At 73.7% G+C, this 16,362-nt stretch carries 16 protein-coding genes; 10 read left to right on the top strand and 6 right to left on the bottom strand.

Annotated elements, in window-relative coordinates:
- Window positions 1-92 precede the first annotated feature (92 nt).
- From IH80_RS0120650 to IH80_RS0120640, 3 genes are all read right to left on the bottom strand, one after another.
- Complete coding sequence (locus IH80_RS0120650; RefSeq protein WP_051809645.1) at window positions 93-938, bottom strand: IclR family transcriptional regulator; 846 nt, start codon at window positions 936-938, stop codon at window positions 93-95.
- A gap of 857 nt (window positions 939-1,795) precedes the next feature.
- Window positions 1,796-2,374 carry an RNA polymerase sigma factor gene (locus IH80_RS0120645; protein ID WP_234432316.1) on the bottom strand — a complete coding sequence of 193 codons (579 nt, stop codon included), beginning with the start codon at window positions 2,372-2,374 and terminating at the stop codon, window positions 1,796-1,798.
- On the bottom strand, window positions 2,371-2,751 hold the full coding sequence (locus IH80_RS0120640) for a hypothetical protein (protein ID WP_030962341.1): 381 nt from the start codon (window positions 2,749-2,751) through the stop codon (window positions 2,371-2,373). Before IH80_RS0120640 ends, IH80_RS0120645 begins: the two co-directional genes overlap by 4 nt.
- Window positions 2,752-2,912: 161 nt before the next feature.
- On the opposite strand from IH80_RS0120640, the gene IH80_RS0120635 reads away from it, so the two are divergent.
- On the top strand, window positions 2,913-4,163 hold the full coding sequence (locus tag IH80_RS0120635; RefSeq protein ID WP_030962339.1) for an FAD-dependent monooxygenase: 1,251 nt from the start codon (window positions 2,913-2,915) through the stop codon (window positions 4,161-4,163).
- A gap of 30 nt (window positions 4,164-4,193) precedes the next feature.
- Here the strand turns inward: IH80_RS0120635 and IH80_RS44815 are convergent, their stop codons facing one another.
- A complete protein-coding gene (locus tag IH80_RS44815) occupies window positions 4,194-4,814 on the bottom strand; it encodes a hypothetical protein (protein ID WP_030962338.1) in 621 nt (206 codons plus the stop codon).
- A gap of 135 nt (window positions 4,815-4,949) precedes the next feature.
- Here IH80_RS44815 and IH80_RS0120625 point away from each other — a divergent pair, with 135 nt between their 5' ends.
- The 3 genes from IH80_RS0120625 to IH80_RS0120610 all read left to right on the top strand — a co-directional run bounded on the left by IH80_RS0120625 (window position 4,950) and on the right by IH80_RS0120610 (window position 8,137).
- The gene (locus tag IH80_RS0120625) at window positions 4,950-5,630 is read left to right on the top strand and encodes a response regulator transcription factor (protein WP_030962337.1); all 681 of its coding nucleotides are present in this window, start codon (window positions 4,950-4,952) and stop codon (window positions 5,628-5,630) included.
- Window positions 5,631-5,715: 85 nt separating this feature from the next.
- Window positions 5,716-7,086, top strand: a complete 1,371-nt coding sequence (locus IH80_RS0120620) for a sensor histidine kinase (RefSeq protein WP_030962335.1) — start codon at window positions 5,716-5,718, stop codon at window positions 7,084-7,086.
- A 412-nt stretch (window positions 7,087-7,498) separates the two neighbouring features.
- Window positions 7,499-8,137, top strand: coding sequence for a GNAT family N-acetyltransferase (locus IH80_RS0120610; RefSeq protein WP_030962334.1), 639 nt, complete (start codon window positions 7,499-7,501; stop codon window positions 8,135-8,137).
- A 78-nt stretch (window positions 8,138-8,215) separates the two neighbouring features.
- On the opposite strand, the gene IH80_RS0120605 is transcribed toward IH80_RS0120610, so the two are convergent.
- Window positions 8,216-8,515 carry a hypothetical protein gene (locus tag IH80_RS0120605; protein WP_030962333.1) on the bottom strand — a complete coding sequence of 100 codons (300 nt, stop codon included), beginning with the start codon at window positions 8,513-8,515 and terminating at the stop codon, window positions 8,216-8,218.
- Window positions 8,516-8,527: 12 nt separating this feature from the next.
- Window positions 8,528-9,427, bottom strand: a complete 900-nt coding sequence (locus IH80_RS0120600) for a thermonuclease family protein (protein ID WP_030962332.1) — start codon at window positions 9,425-9,427, stop codon at window positions 8,528-8,530.
- A gap of 453 nt (window positions 9,428-9,880) precedes the next feature.
- Between IH80_RS0120600 and fusA the strand changes: the two genes are divergently transcribed.
- The 6 genes from fusA to IH80_RS0120565 all read left to right on the top strand — a co-directional run bounded on the left by fusA (window position 9,881) and on the right by IH80_RS0120565 (window position 16,049).
- Window positions 9,881-11,959, top strand: coding sequence for an elongation factor G (gene fusA / locus IH80_RS0120590; RefSeq protein ID WP_030962330.1), 2,079 nt, complete (start codon window positions 9,881-9,883; stop codon window positions 11,957-11,959).
- Window positions 11,960-12,067: 108 nt separating this feature from the next.
- Window positions 12,068-12,616: an FABP family protein gene (locus IH80_RS0120585; RefSeq protein WP_234432314.1), complete on the top strand. Its 549-nt coding sequence runs from the start codon at window positions 12,068-12,070 to the stop codon at window positions 12,614-12,616.
- A gap of 109 nt (window positions 12,617-12,725) precedes the next feature.
- The gene (locus tag IH80_RS0120580; RefSeq protein WP_037880581.1) at window positions 12,726-13,481 is read left to right on the top strand and encodes a polysaccharide deacetylase family protein; all 756 of its coding nucleotides are present in this window, start codon (window positions 12,726-12,728) and stop codon (window positions 13,479-13,481) included.
- A gap of 292 nt (window positions 13,482-13,773) precedes the next feature.
- A complete protein-coding gene (locus IH80_RS0120575; protein WP_158943534.1) occupies window positions 13,774-14,229 on the top strand; it encodes a DUF6069 family protein in 456 nt (151 codons plus the stop codon).
- A 131-nt stretch (window positions 14,230-14,360) separates the two neighbouring features.
- A complete protein-coding gene (locus tag IH80_RS0120570; protein ID WP_030962325.1) occupies window positions 14,361-15,065 on the top strand; it encodes a thioredoxin domain-containing protein in 705 nt (234 codons plus the stop codon).
- A gap of 90 nt (window positions 15,066-15,155) precedes the next feature.
- The gene (locus IH80_RS0120565; protein WP_030962323.1) at window positions 15,156-16,049 is read left to right on the top strand and encodes a sigma-70 family RNA polymerase sigma factor; all 894 of its coding nucleotides are present in this window, start codon (window positions 15,156-15,158) and stop codon (window positions 16,047-16,049) included.
- The last annotated feature ends 313 nt before the right edge of the window (window positions 16,050-16,362 follow it).

The raw sequence follows: 16,362 nt of genomic DNA, 5'->3' as shown, positions 1-16,362 counted from the left end.
CCTCCCCGGGCGCCCGTGCCCGCGCCGGTCCGGACGGCGGCCGGAGTCCCGGCCCCGCGCGGGACGGCGGCCGACCGCCCCGCGTGCGCCGCTCAGGCGGAGGTGGACAGGATGGTGTCCTCCGGCCTGCGGGCCGTGGGCCGGGTGCTGCCGGCGACGATCAGCGCGAGTAAGACCGCGGCCGCCTCGCTCTGCAGGATCCGTGCCGCCTGCTTCAGCCGGCCCGGGTCGGGGACGGGGATGGACAGGGCCACGCATTCCGGATTGGGGCCGGCGGTGATCGGCACCGCCGCGCACACCGTGCCGAGGGCGTACTCCTGGAGGTCGAGCAGGGGCGTGTCGGGCGGGCGCTCGTCGAGTTGCCGGAAGAGCACCCGCCGACTGGTGAGGGTGTGCGGGGTGAAGGGCGTGAGCCGGTGGCGGGCCAGGTGGTCCCGCCGGTCGTCGTGGTCCAGCTGGGCCAGCAGTGCCTTGCCCACCGCGGAGGCGTGGGCGGCGACCCGGAAGTCGACCCATTCCTCGACCACGGGCGTGGCCGGACCGTCCGCGTACTGGGTGATGGCGACCTCGCCGTCGGTGTAGCGGGCGACGTAGACGGCGGCTCCGACCGCGTCCCGCACCCAGGCCAGTGTCTCGCGCAGGTGTCCGCGGCCGTCCGCGTCGTCCGTCTCGCCCAGCAGCAGGGCGTGGCCGGCGACGTAGGCGTCCGGTCCGACCGGCGTGGCCAGGCTCGCGCGGACCAGTTGCTCCACGGCCCGGGCCAGGACCAGTTGCGGCAGCTTCGTCTCACGGGCGATCTGTGTCAGGTTCACACCGCTCGAACAGCGATTGACGACCTCCAGGACGCGCAGCGCCTGGTGGACGGATTCCAGCGCCGCCGGGGCCGGGCGTCCCTCGGGGGACGTACGGGCCGCAGGGGTCGGCTGCGGCTGTTTCAGCGCTTCGAGTGACCACCCGTTCGCCTGTTCCGTGAGGTACAGGGGGTTGAGCCGGGCGTTCTGCGCGACGGCCACGGCGACCTGCGGGCCGGGGGTGAAGACCTCCCCGAGGTCGGGGTGCTCCTTGCGGGGGCGCGCCATGAGGGCCTGCCGCAGTCGTGCCGGGAGCCGCAGTGGCGGCCTGGCCTGGCCCGGTCCGCCGGTCAGGGAGGTGAGGTCCTGGGTGGTGATGGGCGGGGACGTCCAGATGACCGAGGCTCCGAGGGCCTCTTCGAGGTCGTGCGGGACCTGCGGCAGGGGCGGCAGGTGCTCATCGGGCGGCAGGGCGTTGGCCTGGCGTTTCCAGTACTGGGCGGTCGCGACCTCGGCGCGCGACAGGTGGTGGAGGTAGAGGCAGCGGGCAGCGGTCTGCGAGCCCGCCCCGGCCGCGTACTGGAACCAGAACTGCGCGCCCTCCGTCCGGTCGGCGAGGTGGAGCAGGCAGCCGAAGAGCAGCGCCGAGTCCACGCCGTGCGGCCAGGAGTCGACGGCCAGGGCGAGTTCGGCGAAGTCCCGGCTCTCCACGAGGCACCAGGTCAGGTCGTCCAGGCCGCGGGCGGCCCGCACGTGGCAGGCCGCGTCGAGCACCAGGTCGTCGGTCGTGGCCGGGTCGGCCGGTCCGCACGCGGGGGCGGCGGGTGCCCCGGAGGTGTCTCCGGGCGGCGCCGAGCGGGCGCGGTCATCGGCGATCCGGCGGGCGATGCGGCGCCGGGCCGCGCCCTCGTCGTATCCGGCGTACTCCTCCGCGAGCACCGTCGCGTCCGCCAGGGACGCGTCCAGTTCACACAGCGGCATGTCGTGGTGGCGTGGCATGTCGCTCACTGGTCCTTCTCCTCTCCGGGGATCCAGTCCACCCCGAGCTTGCGGGACAGGGTTCGGCGTGCGCCGCGGATGTGCGACCGGACGGTGGCGGGCGAGATCCCCATCATCCGGGCGACCGTGTCGCAGTCGTTTCCCAGCAGGAAGGCCAGCAGCACCACGTCGTACTGCCGCTCGGACAGGCCCGCGATCGCCGCGTACAGCCCGAGTTTCGACTCCAGCAGCTCCAGCCGTTCACGTGAGGAGCGGCGCAGCGCCGCGAACCAGGCCGTCTCCACCATGGCCACCTGCCTGCCCAGCACGGCCAGCCTCCGCTCCACGTGTTCGCGCAGCACCGCCCAGGCGAAGCCGTGCAGGCTCGCCTCCTTCAGAGCCTGCCGCCACACCTTGAGCAGGAAGGTGAACACGTCGTCGACGACCTCTTCGGCGTCTTTGGGGTTTCCCAACTGCAGGTGGGCGTAGCGCAGATAGGCTCGATGCTGCTGGGAATGGAAAGCGGTGAACTCCACCGGCAGCACACCGGCGAGCGCACTGGAGACCGCCCGGTCTCCTGATGGGTCGAATTCTCCTTCGTTCATACGCTCCCCCACAGCTGTTCCTCGCCGCCCGTCGGGATGGCGGTGAACCGGCGGGGGCGGGCGCCGGTGGCTGCGGAGCGTCGGCCAGCGGATGGCTCGCCGGCTTCTCTCTCCGACGACCCGGGGCCCGGCAGGCGCACACGCGCCCGGAACACATCGATGGCGACGACGCTCACCACGGTGGTGACCAACAGCGCAAGGGCGACCGTATCGACGGCATTCACGTCGGAGTGAACCTTCCCGGTGGATCGGATGCAGCCGGCTGCCTGCCCCCGCACCAGCAGCCGTGGAGCGACGGCGCTCCCACTCATCACCCCATCGGAAACCGGGCCCGATCGTGCAAGCCGGTCCTCGGAAATCCCGGGAACGAAGCGCATTCGCTTCCTCGCGCGCCCCTGGCCCCCCGCGCACGCCCCCGACCGGCGGGCCGCTCATCGCACCGGTCACGCCGCTGCGGAACTTCAGTAACGTGGTCGGCCCGGGACGGCCCGGCGCGGGGCGCGGGCGTCGTTCGACAGCAGGCGGTCAGGAGGCGGTTGTGCGGGGCGGAACGGTTGCGGTGATCGGCGGGAGCATCGCCGGCTGCGCGGTCGCCGCGGCGGTCGCGCGGGCGGGCGCCGGGCAGGTCGTGGTCCTGGAGCGGACGAACGGCCGGCTGGAGGACCGGGGCGTCGGGCTGTGCGTGCACGACGAGCGGGCCGTCGAACTCCGGGCGAGCGGCGCCCTGCCCGAGGGGATCGCCGCGCATCCGCTCCGGCGGCGCCGCTGGGTGGTCCGCGACGACGCCGAGGGCCCGGGCGGACGGCTGATCTGGCAACAGCCGTTCCCCTTCCACTCCTACCACTGGGGGCTGCTCTGGCGCGGACTGCGGGAGTCCGTGCCCGCCGCGGTGGTCTACCGGCAGGGCGAGGCGGTGACCGCCGTCGAGGCCGCCGGTACCGGTACCTCCGCCGCAGAGGGTGAGGGGGGTGAGCGTGCCCGGGTGCGGCTCACGGGCGGCTCCGTGGAGCGGTACGACCTGGTGGTGGGGGCGGACGGCTACCGCTCAGTGGTGCGCGCGGCGCTGTGCGCCGGCTCCCGGCCGCACTACGCGGGGTACGTGTGCTGGCGCGGGAACGTGGACGCGGCGCGCCTCGACGAACTCGGCGGCCCCGCCGACGCGTTCCCCGAGGCGGTGACCACGGTCTGTTTCCCGGGAGGCACCTGCGTCGTCTACCGCATCCCCGGGCCCGGCGGCCCCCGGGTGAACTGGGTGCTGTACGCCGCTCCGCCGCAGGACGGGCAACTGCGCCTCGACGACCCCACGAGCTTCCCCCCGGGTGCCCTGACTCCCGGGCTCGCGGAACACCTCGACGCATTGCTGGAGCGCGAGTTCCCGCCGTACTGGCGGCGGGCGCTCGCGCTGACGGATCCGGCGGACACCTTCGTCCAGCCCATCTACGACCTGGAGGCCGCCCGCACCGCCGGCGGGCGCCTGCTGCTCGCCGGGGACGCAGCCACCGTCGTGCGCCCGCACAACACGAGCGGAGCCGCCAAAGCCCTCCAGGACGCGACCGCCCTCGCGGACGGCTGGCGCCGCTCGGACTCCTTCGAGGAGCTGCTGGACGGCTACCACCGGGCCCGCGGGGCCGTCGGCCGGGAACTGGTCGCGCTGGCCCGTCGGCTGGGCCGGGCCCAGGTGGAGCGGACCCCGGCCTGGGCGGCCATGGACGGCGACGGGATGGCCGCCTGGTGGCGGGGCCAGCTCGACGGGGCCCCCGGGATCGGGGGCCGCGCGTTGGCCCCGTAGACGGTACCGGCGGTGTCGGCGGTGCCGGGGCTATCCGCCGAGGGTGGTGTTGCCGGTGACCGTGCCGTCCGTGCCGGACACCGTGACGGCGTGCCGGACACCGTCGGGGCCGAGGACCACGGCCAGCCAGGCGCCCCCGCCGCCGTCCTGGGCGACCGCGCGCAGGCTCTCCACCTTCCCGCCCTGCACGGCCGCGGCGGCCTTGTCGGCCGCGTCGCCGATGGACAGGGAGGGCAGCGGCGCGGGTGCCGGGGCGCCCTTGCCGGAACCGTCACGTCGCTCGGACCGGCCCGGGAGCCCGGGGGCGTCGGGGTGGCCGAACCGTTCCCGCACCGCGGGGCCGTCCTCGCCGCCGGGTCCCTTCCGGGCGCGCTCGCCGCCGGGCGCCCCGTGCGGCCCGCCCTCGTGGCCGGGCCCGAAGCGGAACGTGTGCGCACCCCGGTCGGCGCGCACGTGGTGGTCGTGGTGCTCGGCCACGGCGACCACCGTGACCCCGGCGCCCACGACCACCACGGCCGCGCCCGCCGCGACCCATCGGGCACGCCTGCTGCGGGGCACCAGCCGGGACAGCACCACACGCTCGCGCTTGCGGGCACCGGCCTCCGGCGCGTTCTCGGGCAGCTGCTCGGGCGGCGGAACGGATTCAGACATACGGCTACTCCTCCGGGCAGCCGGGCGCGGTGCCCGGCTCGTCCCAGAGCATGCTGAGGGGATGCTGAAGCCCAGCTGAAGCCACCTGAAGACCTCTTCAGCCGGGCGTCGGGTGAGCCTGCGATGCTGTGCGGCATGCGCGTACTGGTGGTGGAGGACGAACGACGGCTCGCCGTGGCCCTGCAACGGGGTCTGCAGTCGGAGGGGTTCTCGGTGGACGTGGCCCACGACGGGCCCCAGGGCCTGTGGATGGCCACCGAGCACGATTACGACCTGATCGTCCTCGACATCATGCTTCCCGGCCTGAACGGCTACCGGGTCTGCGCGAAGCTGCGCGCGGCCGGCAACGAGTCGGGGATCCTGATGCTCACGGCCAAGGACGGCGAGTACGACGAAGCGGAGGCCCTGGACACCGGGGCCGACGACTTCCTGTCCAAGCCGTTCTCCTATCTGGTGCTCGTCGCCCGGCTGCGCGCGCTCGGCCGGCGTACGGGTGGTGGCCGGCGCCCGCAGGTGATGCGGTTCGGCGACCTGCTGATCGATCCGGCCCGGCACACGTGCTCCCGCGGCGGTACGGAGATCCGGCTGACCGCCCGTGAGTTCGCGATACTCGAGTACCTGGGCCGCCGCTCCGGCGAGGTGGTCTCCAAGCGGGACATCCTGGAGCAGGTGTGGGACACCGCCTTCGACGGTGACCCCAACGTCGTCGAGGTCCACGTCAGCGCGGTCCGCCGCAAGGTCGACGCCCCGTTCGGCCGGGCCGCGCTGGAGACCGTACGGGGCGCCGGATACCGGCTGGCGGCCGACGGTGGCTGAATCCGCCGGGCCCTGCCGCCTCCCCGAGCGCGTGGGCGAGCTCCTGCGCAGGCTCCCGGGCGCCGCCCTCGACCGGTGGCCGCTGCTGCGCCGGCTCCGGCCCACCACGGTCCGGGCGCGGGCCACCGTGGGTGCGGGCCTGGTGGTGGCGGCGGCGCTGGCGCTCGCCTCGTTCACCCTGCTCGGACTGCTGGAGGCCAATCTGCTGCGCAACGCGGAGAACGACGCCCGTCGGCAGGCCGAGACCGTGGCGCAGCTCGCCGCCACCGGCAGGCTCGGCCGGGCCCGTCCGCCGGGCCGCGCCGTCGAGTTCGTACAGGTGGTGAGCGCGGACGGGCGGGTCCTGTTCTCCAGCCCGAACCTCATCGGGATGCCCGCCTTCCCGCCGGCCCCGCCCGAGACGCCCGGGACCCGGCTGCACACCTGGCGGGTCCGTCCGGTCGACGGCGATCACCGACAGCGGGTCGTCCAGGTGGTCACGCAGACGCCGGACGGCCCGGCCACCGTCTACGCCGGCGCCTCGCTGCGGGACGCGGACGCGGCCGACGACACCACCACCGCCGCGCTGGTGATCGGCATGCCGCTGCTCCTGGCCACCGTCGTCCTGGTGACCTGGCGGGTGACCGGGCACGCGCTCCGCCCGGTGGAGGCGATCCGCGCCGAGGTCGCCGAGATCTCCGACCGGGACCTGCACCGCCGGGTGCCGGTTCCCGCGACCCGGGACGAGGTCGCCCGGCTCGCCGAGACCATGAACGCCACGCTGGACCGGCTGGAGGCGTCCGGCATCCGCCAGCGGCAGTTCATCGCCGACGCCTCCCACGAACTGCGCAGCCCCATCACCGTCCTGCGCACGCAGTTGGAGGTGGCGCTGGCCGTGCGGGATCCGGAGCTCTGGCCCGAACTGATCGGTGGCGCCCTGGAGGACATCGAGCGGCTGCAGCGCCTCGCGGGGGATCTGCTGTTGCTCGCCCGGATCGACGCCGCCCAGCCCGTGGCGGCCGTGCCGCTGGACCTGGGCGCCCTGGTGCGCGAGGTGCTGGACGCACGGCTCGGCGACCGGGTGCCCGTACGGACGGACCTGGCCGCCGAGGTCGAGGTCACCGCCGGCGCGCTGTGGCTCGGCCGTGTCGTCACCAACCTGGTCGACAACGCCCAGCGGTACGCCCGGGGCGGCGTGGACGTCACGCTGCGGACCACGGGCGGCGGTGCGGCGGCGCGTACCGCCGTGCTGGAGGTCGTCGACGACGGGCCGGGGATCCCCGCGGCCGACCGTGAGCGGGTCTTCGAACGGTTCGCACGGCTCGACGACTCGCGCAGCCGCGACCACGGCGGGGCCGGCCTGGGCCTGGCCATCGCGCGTGACCTGAGTTCGCACCACGGGGGAACCCTGACGGCGGAGGACTGCGCGAGCGGTGCCCGGCTGGTGCTCAGGCTGCCGTTGACGCCACGGGCCTGACGCCACGACGGTCCGGGCCCGGCGGCCCGGGTCCGCGGGCAGGGCTGCACTCGGCGGGCGGTGTCGGCTCAGCGGGTCTGGCGGTGCCGGCCGTGCTTGTGCGGCTGACCGGTCGCCAGCAGTACGAGGGCCAGGCCGAGGGGCAGAAGGAACAGCAGGAGGAAAGTCATGTGGCGCTTGTGCCCGGCCTGCGGCCGCCGACACGGGTGACCACTCGTCCGGCGGCCCGGCGACCGGGCTGCGCTGTCGGGCGGCCGCAGCACGGCGGCGCGGCGCCGTTTTCGCGGGCCGGTTCCTGACCGGGGCCCCGTTCGGACCGCCTTCCAGGGACCCCTATAGTTAGGTAACCCTAACCGGGGTCTGTGAGTGCTCCGCACCCGTCGGGCCCCACCGAGCAGAAACCGGAACCCGTATGAGACCCGAGTCCACCGTCCTCGCCTCCTCGCGCGCCGACGTCCTCACCGAGACCGTCGAGGGATTCGGCACGGTCCGCTTCACGCGGGTCGATCCCGTCGCGGACTCCGCGGTGCTGCACTCGTGGGTCGTCGAGGAGCGCGCGCAGTTCTGGGGCATGAACGGTGCCAGCCGGGAACTGGTCCAGGAGATCTACGAGGACGTGGACCGCCGCGACACCCACCACGCGTTCATGGTGCGGCTGGACGACGAGCCGGTGGCGCTCTTCCAGACCTACCAGCCGTCCGAGGACCGGATCAGCGAGTGCTACACGGTGCAGGAGGGCGACATCGGCGTGCACCTGATGCTGGCTCCGGCGGCCGGCCGGCCCCGGCCCGGGTTCAGCCGGACCCTGATCGGGTCGCTCATCCGGTTCGCCTTCCGCGACCCGGCCGTCCTGCGCGCGGTGGCCGAGCCCGACGCCCGCAACGACAAGGCCGTCGCCCTGATGAACCGGCTCGGCTTCGTCCCGCAGGGGGAGATCACCCTCCCGGAGATCGACCTGCCCGAGGTGTACCTTCCCGCGAAGCGGGCCGTCCTCGCCTTCCTGGACCGCCCCGCCGTCCTCCCGGCCGCCGTGGCGGTCACCCCCTCGTAGGGATGCCGTGCCGATCGGGCCGCGCCGGCAGGTCCGTCCGGTCGGCGCCCGGCCGGGCTCCCGCCGGACGGCGGACCGCTACCCGGCGGGCCACTCTCCGGCGGCCACCACCTGGCCGGCCGTGACCTGAGGGGGGTTGGGGAGCAGGGACGCGAGGCGCTCCCGTACGAAGTCCGCAGCCCTCCTGACCGATTCGTCGGCCCCGGCCCGGTCCTCGTAGACGCTGGTGGACACCATCACGCCGTCCCCGGCGTCGACCCAGTAGTAGGCCACGAATCCCGGGACCCGGCGGAGGAGGGGCACGAACCCCTCGTCCACCAGGCGTCCCGCCTCGGCGGGGTCGGTCACCCCTTCGTAACGCCGGATCACCGCATACATCACTGGCCTCCGCTACTTGTCGAGGAACAGGATCTGGTCGGAGGGGCGGGGCATCCGCAGGATCTTGCCGTCCTCGCTGATCTCGATCAGCCTGTGCAGCCCCGTCTGGGTCTTGCCGTCCGGCAGGAAGCGGTATTCGTCGGCCGCGCCGGCGAGGTAGGCGGAGAAGCCCCCGAGCGAGGTGACGGCCGCGCCGGAGTCCAGGTAGTCCTTCAGCCGGCGGAACAGCTTGGGCAGGATCACCGCGCCCGTGGTGTCGTCCGTGATCGATCCGATGTCGGCGATCAACGCCCCTTCGACGGTCTTGTCCACGGCCCACAGCCCCTTGGGCGGCACCGAACCGCTCGCCCCCCGGGCGGCCTCCCTCAGGACGTCGCGCAGGTGTGCGGGCAGGCCCGGATAGAACATCGGATAGGCCAGACCGTCCTCGAGCAGGCGGTAGTTGACACTCCTCTTCAGCAGGGCCTTGTCGACCGAGATCTCGTAACCGCTGTACACGGGCGGGCGGACGCTGCCGTCGAAGGCGAGGGCGATGCAGCGGCCGTAGGCGTCGGCGCCGCTGGTGAGGATGAAACCCGGCACCTGGACGGGGACGGTGGTGACGGTCTCGTTCTCGTGCCGGTCGATGCTGGTGAATCCGAGGTGTCTCAACAGGGCGTCGGCGGCCTGGCGCCCGAACTTCCTCGGCTGGTGACGCTCATCGCCGTAGCCCGGCCTGCTGTAGTGCGTCTCCAGGGCGTCCACGCCCTCCAGCCGCACCGGGGCGCGGCCGTCCGCCTTGGGCACGACCGGGGCGCGACCACCCACGAGCTTCCAGTCCCCCACGTCGTCCGGGATGAAGGGAAGGGTGTCGCCGTCCGGTTCGGCACCGCCGTCCACCCGGAACGACCCTCTGATCAGCAGCATGGACATCACGACTCCCCGAAGACGATACAGACCGCTACTTTCCGTGGTCGTACATCACTCACAGTAACACGCGGTTGCGGGAAAATGCGGTGCCCCGGCCCCGTCCTCTCCCTAAACTCGCCGTACGCGCTGCCGACAGGGCACTGCGCGCCTCATGCCGAGTCAGAAGAGAAGGGGAGCAGCGCCATGTGCACGTACCGCACCGCCGCCTTCGCTCCCCCGTCCCGGTACGACGTGATCCCGGTGTCTCGTGACGCCCGGTGCCGGCTGCGCGGCCGTCACCGCATGCCCGTGACGCACTTCTAGGTCCCGTCCCCCTCCCCCGCCTCCCGTGGGCCACCGCCTGCCCGGACCCGGTCCGGGCGGGACGGCCTGCCACGGCTGCCGGTCGCGGGCCACGGGGCCCGTCAGGGAATTCGCGCCGCCCTCTTCATCTCTTCACTCGAAAGGCCTCGGGCCATGCGCGCCAACGGACGCCCCCTCACCACCACTTCCCCTTCCCTCACCGCGGTCCGCAACCTGGGCATCCTCGCCCACGTCGACGCCGGCAAGACCACGATCACCGAACGGATCCTGTTCGCGACCGGTGCCATCCACAAGCGCGGCGAGGTGCACCACGGCACGACCGTCACCGACTACGACCCGCAGGAACGCGACCGCGGCATCACCATCTTCGCCGCGGCCGTCAGCTGCGCCTGGGGCGGGCACCACGTGAACCTGATCGACACCCCCGGGCACGTCGACTTCTCCGACGAGGTGGAACGCTCCCTGCGGGTGCTCGACGGAGCCGTCGCCGTCTTCGACGCCGTCGCCGGGGTCGAACCGCAGAGCGAGACGGTGTGGCGGCAGGCCGACCGGCACGGTGTGCCGCGGATCGCGTTCGTCAACAAGCTTGACCGGGCGGGCGCCGACCTCGACACCGCCGTCGCGTCGATCCGCCGGCGCCTGGACGTCATACCCCTGGTGGTCCAGCTGCCCATCGGTCAGGAGGACGACTTCACCGGGGTCGTCGACCTGGTGACCATGCGTGCACTGCGCTGGCGGACCGGCTCCGCCGACTTCGAGTCGGGGCCGGTGCCGGAGCCGCTGCGCGAGGAAGCCGGCCGGCGGCGCCGGCTGCTGGAGGAGGCGGTGGCGGAGCTCCACGCCGAGGCCCTGGAGGAGTTCTGCGCGGATTCGGCGCTGAGCGACGGGACGTTGGCCCGGGCCCTGCGCGAGCTGACGCTGCGTGGGGACGGCGTCGTGGTGCTGTGCGGCTCGGCGTACCGCAACCGCGGGATCGAGCCGCTCCTGGACGCGGTCGTCGCGTACCTGCCGGCGCCCGCCGACATGCCGCCGGTGCGCGGTACGGCCGACGGCGCGGAACAGGAACGCGCCCCCGACCCGGCTGAGCCGTTCACGGCCCTCGCCTTCAAGGTGACGGCCACGGCGACGGGGCGGCTCACGTACCTGCGGGTCTACGCGGGCACCCTGCGCAAGGGCGCGACGGTACTGGACGCGGCCACGGGCCGTACGGAGCGGGTGGGCCGGATCCTGCGGGTCCAGGCCGACCGGCACGAGGACAGGGAGGAAGCGGTGGCCGGTGACATCGTCGCCGTGATCGGGCTCAAGTCCGCCCGGGCGGGCACGACCCTGTGCGCTCCCGGCGCGCCCCTGGTGCTCGAACCGCCCACGGTGGCCGAGCCGGTGGTGTCGGTGACGGTGGAGGCGCGCAGCAACGCCGACACCGGCCGGCTGGCGACGGCGCTCGCGCGGCTGGCTGAGGAGGACCCCTCACTGGTGGTGCGGTCCGACCCGGAGTCGGGTCAGACCGTGCTGTCGGGGCTGGGCGAGCTGCACCTGGAGGTGGCGGTGGAGAAGATCCGCCGCGGCCACGGGGTGGAGGTCGTCGTGGGCCGCCCGCAGGTCTCGTACCGGGAGACCGTCGTGCGCGGGGTGACCGGTCTGGTTCACCGGCACGTCAAACAGGACGGTGGCGCGGGCCAGTTCGCGCACGTCGTGCTGGACGTCGAGCCGCTGGAGGAGCCGGTCTTCGAGTTCCGCTCGACGGTCGTCGGCGGCCGGGTGCCGCAGGAGTACGCGCGCGCCGTGGAGGCCGGATGCCGGGACGCGCTCGTCGCGGGCCCGCTGGGCGGGTACCCGGTGACGGGGCTGCGCGTCACGCTCACCGACGGGGCGACCCACTCCAAGGACTCCTCGGAGATGGCGTTCCGGGCGGCGGGCCGGTTCGGGCTGCGCGAAGCACTGCGGCTCAGCACGGTGGAGCTGCTGGAGCCGGTCGTGGAGGTCACGGTGAACGTCCCGGAGGACGGCGTCGGCGGCGTACTGGGTGATCTCGCGGCCCGCCGCGGCCGGGTCTCGGGCCAGGCCGCCGAGGCCGGTGGCGCGGTGATCACGGCGACCGTGCCGCTGGCCGAGCTGTTCGGGTACGCGTCCCGGCTGCGGGGCCGGACCCAGGGCCGGGGCGTCTTCACCACCAGGCCGGCCGGTCTGGCCCCGGTTCCGGCCTCGGTGGCCGGTGGCCTGCCGGCCCGGTGACCGATGCCCCGCCCCGCCTCCCGGGTCCGGGAGGCGGGGCGCGGGCGCGGGCGGGTCGTGGCGGGCGTGCCGCGTGCACGCCCCGGTGCACCGCCTATGCTGCTGCGGGTGAACAGCTTCGAGCCGGTGCAGGACAATCCGTACCCCGACAGCCACGTCCTCGGCGAGGGTCCGGATCCGCATCCGCTGCTCCTGCCCGTGCTGCCGCTGCTGGGTCGCTGGCACGGCCGCGGCCGGGGCGAGTACCCGACGCTGGAGCAGGACTTCCGCTACGAGCAGGAAGTGACCTTCAGCCATGACGGCCGCCCCTTCCTGCGCTACGAGGCCAGGGCGTGGCTGATCGACGGGACAGGGGCCCCGGTCCGCCCGGCGGCACGCGAGGCGGGGTGGTGGCGGGTGACCCCCGACGCCGCGCTGGAGGTCGTACTCGCCCACCCCACCGGCATCGTGGAGACCTATGTGGGGCGGGTGTCCGGCTCGGAGTTCGAGATCGAGACCAAGGACGTGTCGCTGACCCCGCTGGCGAAGGAGGTCACCGGTACGCGCCGCCGCTACACGGTCACCCCGGAGGGGCAGATGACGGTCGTTCACGACATGGCCGCGGTCGGCCAGCCCCTCCATCACCACCTGACGACGCACCTTCGCCGACGCGCCTGAGGCGGTTCACCCGGCTGCGCGGCACGGGATGCACCCGCTCCGGCACGCGCCGACGCATAGTCGGGGCAGGGCCGGCCCGTGCCGACGTGCCGTGCCGGAGGGAGCGATCGTGGTGGACGTGGGACGGCGCGCCGCGCTGGCGGCGCTGCTCGCCGCAGGACTCGTACCGTGCTCCGGCGCCCGGGCCGCGAACGGCGCTCCCCCGTCCGGTCCGCGCCCGCCGGCGTCGCTGCTCGGCGGTGAGATCCGCCGGCTGCCCACCTCCCGCAGGGTCGTGGCGCTCACCTTCAACGCCGCCTGGGACGAGGCCGGGATCGACACGGTCCTGGCGGAACTGCGGCGGCGGGGGCTCCCCGCCACCTTCTTCCCGACCGGCGCCTTCGCCGACGCGCACCCGGCGGCGGTACGGGCCATCGGCGCCGCGCACGGCCTGGGCAACCACTCGTACGGGCACCCCTACTTCGACGGGCTCAGCACGGCGCAGCGGACGGAGGAGGTACGGCGCGCCGACACGGCGATCCGGACGGCCTCGGGCGCCGTGCCCCTGCCGTTCTTCCGCTTCCCCTACAGCTCCACCACCCGGGACTCCGTGGCCGACGTCAACGACCTGGGTTACGCGGCGATCGAGTTCACCGCGGACACCAACGGCTACCTCGGCCCGCAGGGCGGCATGAGCGCGGAGGCCGCCGCCGAGCGGGCCATCGACGCCCTGATCCCCGGAGCGATCATCCAGATGCACGTCGGCAGCAACGGCGACGGCGTCGTCCTCGACGCCGAAGCCCTCCCCCTGATCGTCGACGCGGCCGAAGCCGAGGGCTACACGATCGTCGACCTCCGCGATTTCCTCGTGCCCCCCAAGGAATGACGACGCGTGGGGCGGCCTGCACTGGCACTGCTGCGGCAACCCCTTGCAAGCCGGTGCCCCGCTCAAGACCGTGATGCAGGCCCTGTCGCCCCCCAGTGCTCGCCCACTCCATCAGGTCGTCCACCGGTTCGATGCCGTACGGCACCAAGGCCGATCACTGCACGATCCGCACCGTGGTCCGACCTCGCAGGGCGAGAAGGGGCTTGACCTCAAGTGCGATTCAGGTTGGAGGCTTCTGTGCATGCCGGCGGCCGTACGGCGGCGCGGTACTTCACACGTTGGGGGAAGTCTCATGTCGAGCAGTGCAGTTCCGGACTCCGGTTCTTCCGTCCAGGCCGCGTCCTCGGCCCGTGGTTCCGGGTTCGGCTGGTGGAAGGTGCTGGTCACCGGCGCGGTCGGCGCGGCCGTGGTCAATCTCATCGTTTTCGCCGTCGCCCGGCAGGCCGGTGCCTCGCTGGTCGTCGTCGACGGCGGTGCGGAGCACCCGATCACGGTCGGGGGTGTCATCGGCTCCTCGGTCGTCCCGTTGGTCGTCGGGCTGGGCGCCGCCCTCCTGTCGGCCTTGTGGAAGCCGGTCTTCCTGCGGATCGCGCAGTACGTGGGCAGCGGGCTGGCGCTGCTGTCGGTCGCCGGGCCGCTGTCGGCGGCCGCCGACGGCGGTACCGTCGCGGCCCTGTCCCTGATGCACATCACCCTGGGTGTGGCGGTCTTCACCACCCTGGAGCTCCACCGCCGCCGCCGGCGTTGAGCGCACCCCGGCCGCGGACCCGCACGACCGTCCGCGGCCGGACGCCGACGGCAGGTCCCGGGAAAACCCGGTGCGCGGTGGGGCGCGGGAGCGCGTAAGGTCTCCCTGTCGATCAGGGGGAAAGGGTGTTCATGCAGGTCAGAAGTAGACGCGGGTTCCTGGGTGCGGCCGCGGCCATCGTCGTGGCGTCGTCCGTCAGTGCCTGCACCGAGCGGGGCCCGCAGGGGGACCACCCGCTCGACGTCTCGGCGGGCGCGGACCTGCCCGCCGCACCGGAGTCGCTGGCACCGGACGGCACCACCATCGTGATCGGCAACCCCTCCGCTCCCCTCTCGGTCCGGATCTACGAGGACCTGAGCTGCCCTGCCTGCGCCGAGTTCGAGCTGGACGGCAACGGGCCCTACCTGAAGCAGGCGGCCCGCAACGGCGCGCTGCAGCTCCAGTTCACCCTGGGGTCCTTCCTCGGCCCGGGGTCGAAGTTCGCCGCGAACGCGCTGCGCGCCGCCGTGGACCACGGCAGGTTCACCGAATACCACGAGCTGCTCTACCGCCACCAGGCGAAGGTGCGCAGGTCGGGCGGCTTCACGCGGGACCGGCTGTTGACCCTGGCGGGGAAGGTCCCGGGCCTGCGCGGCCCGGAGTTCGACGCGGCCGTGCTGGAGACGAAGCACCGGGAGTTCGTGGAGGCCGCAGACGAGGCGCTCGACAAGTCCGAGGTCGAGGGCACCCCGACCATGGCGATCAACGGCGCTCTGGTCCGGACGGACAGCCGTGGCCTCTACGACGACCGCGACCGCCTCTACCGCCGCCTCCGGAAGGCGGCCGCCACGGCGTAGGCCGTCGCGCCGACCACGCGGCGCGCACTGTCCGTTGGGGTCGGTTGCCGTCCGGCTCCGGACCGGATTTCTGACACGGGGATGTGACGGGTGAGCGGGACGGATGTGCTGGCGCGGCGGTTCGAGGAACACCGGCCCCATCTGCGGGCGGTGGCCTACCGGATGCTGGGTTCGCTCAGCGAGGCGGAGGACGCGGTACAGGAGGCGTGGCTCCGGCTGAGCCGTTCCGACGCCGACGCGGTGGAGAACCTGGGCGGCTGGCTGACCACCGTCGTCGGCCGGGTGTGCCTGGACATGCTGCGTTCGCGCACGAGCCGTCGGGAGGATCCGCTGCACGACCAGGACGGGCAGGTCCGGCTGCCCGACCCGATCGTCAGCGGGGCGGACGGCCTCGATCCGGAGCAGGCGTTCCTCCTGGCCGACTCGGTCGGCATCGCCCTGATGGTGGTCCTGGAGACGCTCGCACCCGCCGAGCGCCTCGCTTTCGTCCTGCACGACCTGTTCGCCGTGCCCTTCGACGAGATCGCCCCGGTGCTCGGGCGCAGCACGGCCGCGACGCGGCAGCTCGCGAGCCGTGGCCGCCGCAGGGTTCAGGGCGCCGTCCCCGCTCCGGATCCGGACCGGGCCCGGCTGCGCGCCGTCGCCGACGCGTTCCTCGCCGCCGCGCGCGGCGGGGACTTCGACGCGCTCGTCGCGGTCCTCGACCCCGAGGTCGTGGCACGCTCGGACGGAGGAGCGCTGCGTCCCTCCCTGGTGCGTCGCGGCGCGGCCGAGGTCGCCTCGCAGGCGATCGCCTTCGCCCGCTTCGCCGAGGTCGCGCGTCCTGCGCTGGTCAACGGGCTGCCGGGCGTGGTCGCGCTGGCGGAGGGACGGGCGTTGTCGGTCATGGCCTTCACCGTCCGGGACGACAGGATCGTCGCGCTCGACATCCTCACCGACCCCGAGCGCCTCGCGCGCATCGATCTCAGCGCCGTCGAGGCCTGACCACCCGGCCCCGCCCCGCCGCCCCGTCGGTCCCGCGTGCGGGGCGGCTCCGGCCCGGTCCGGCCTCCGCACCCACACCCCTCGGGGCTCTCGGCGTCGGCCGGTACCCACCAGGTCCTCTGCGCTGCCCGGTGGGCCGTAGGAGTCTCCGCCACGCGACCAGGCGTGCGGTCATCCCCTCGTGCCACCGCGGCACTTGAGGCGGCGCAAACCGGCGGGTTTCGGCAACTGGCGGTCCCCGTGGGGGAGCCGGTGGACAGCGGGGCCCGTTTCTCGGGCGCGGGTCCTCACCCGTCGTAACGAAGGGAATTCA

Source organism: Streptomyces sp. NRRL S-378 (assembly GCF_000720645.1).
Lineage (GTDB): Bacteria > Actinomycetota > Actinomycetes > Streptomycetales > Streptomycetaceae > Streptomyces.
Note: the sequence above shows the minus strand (reverse complement) of the source record. Positions and strands in the feature narration are given on the sequence as shown.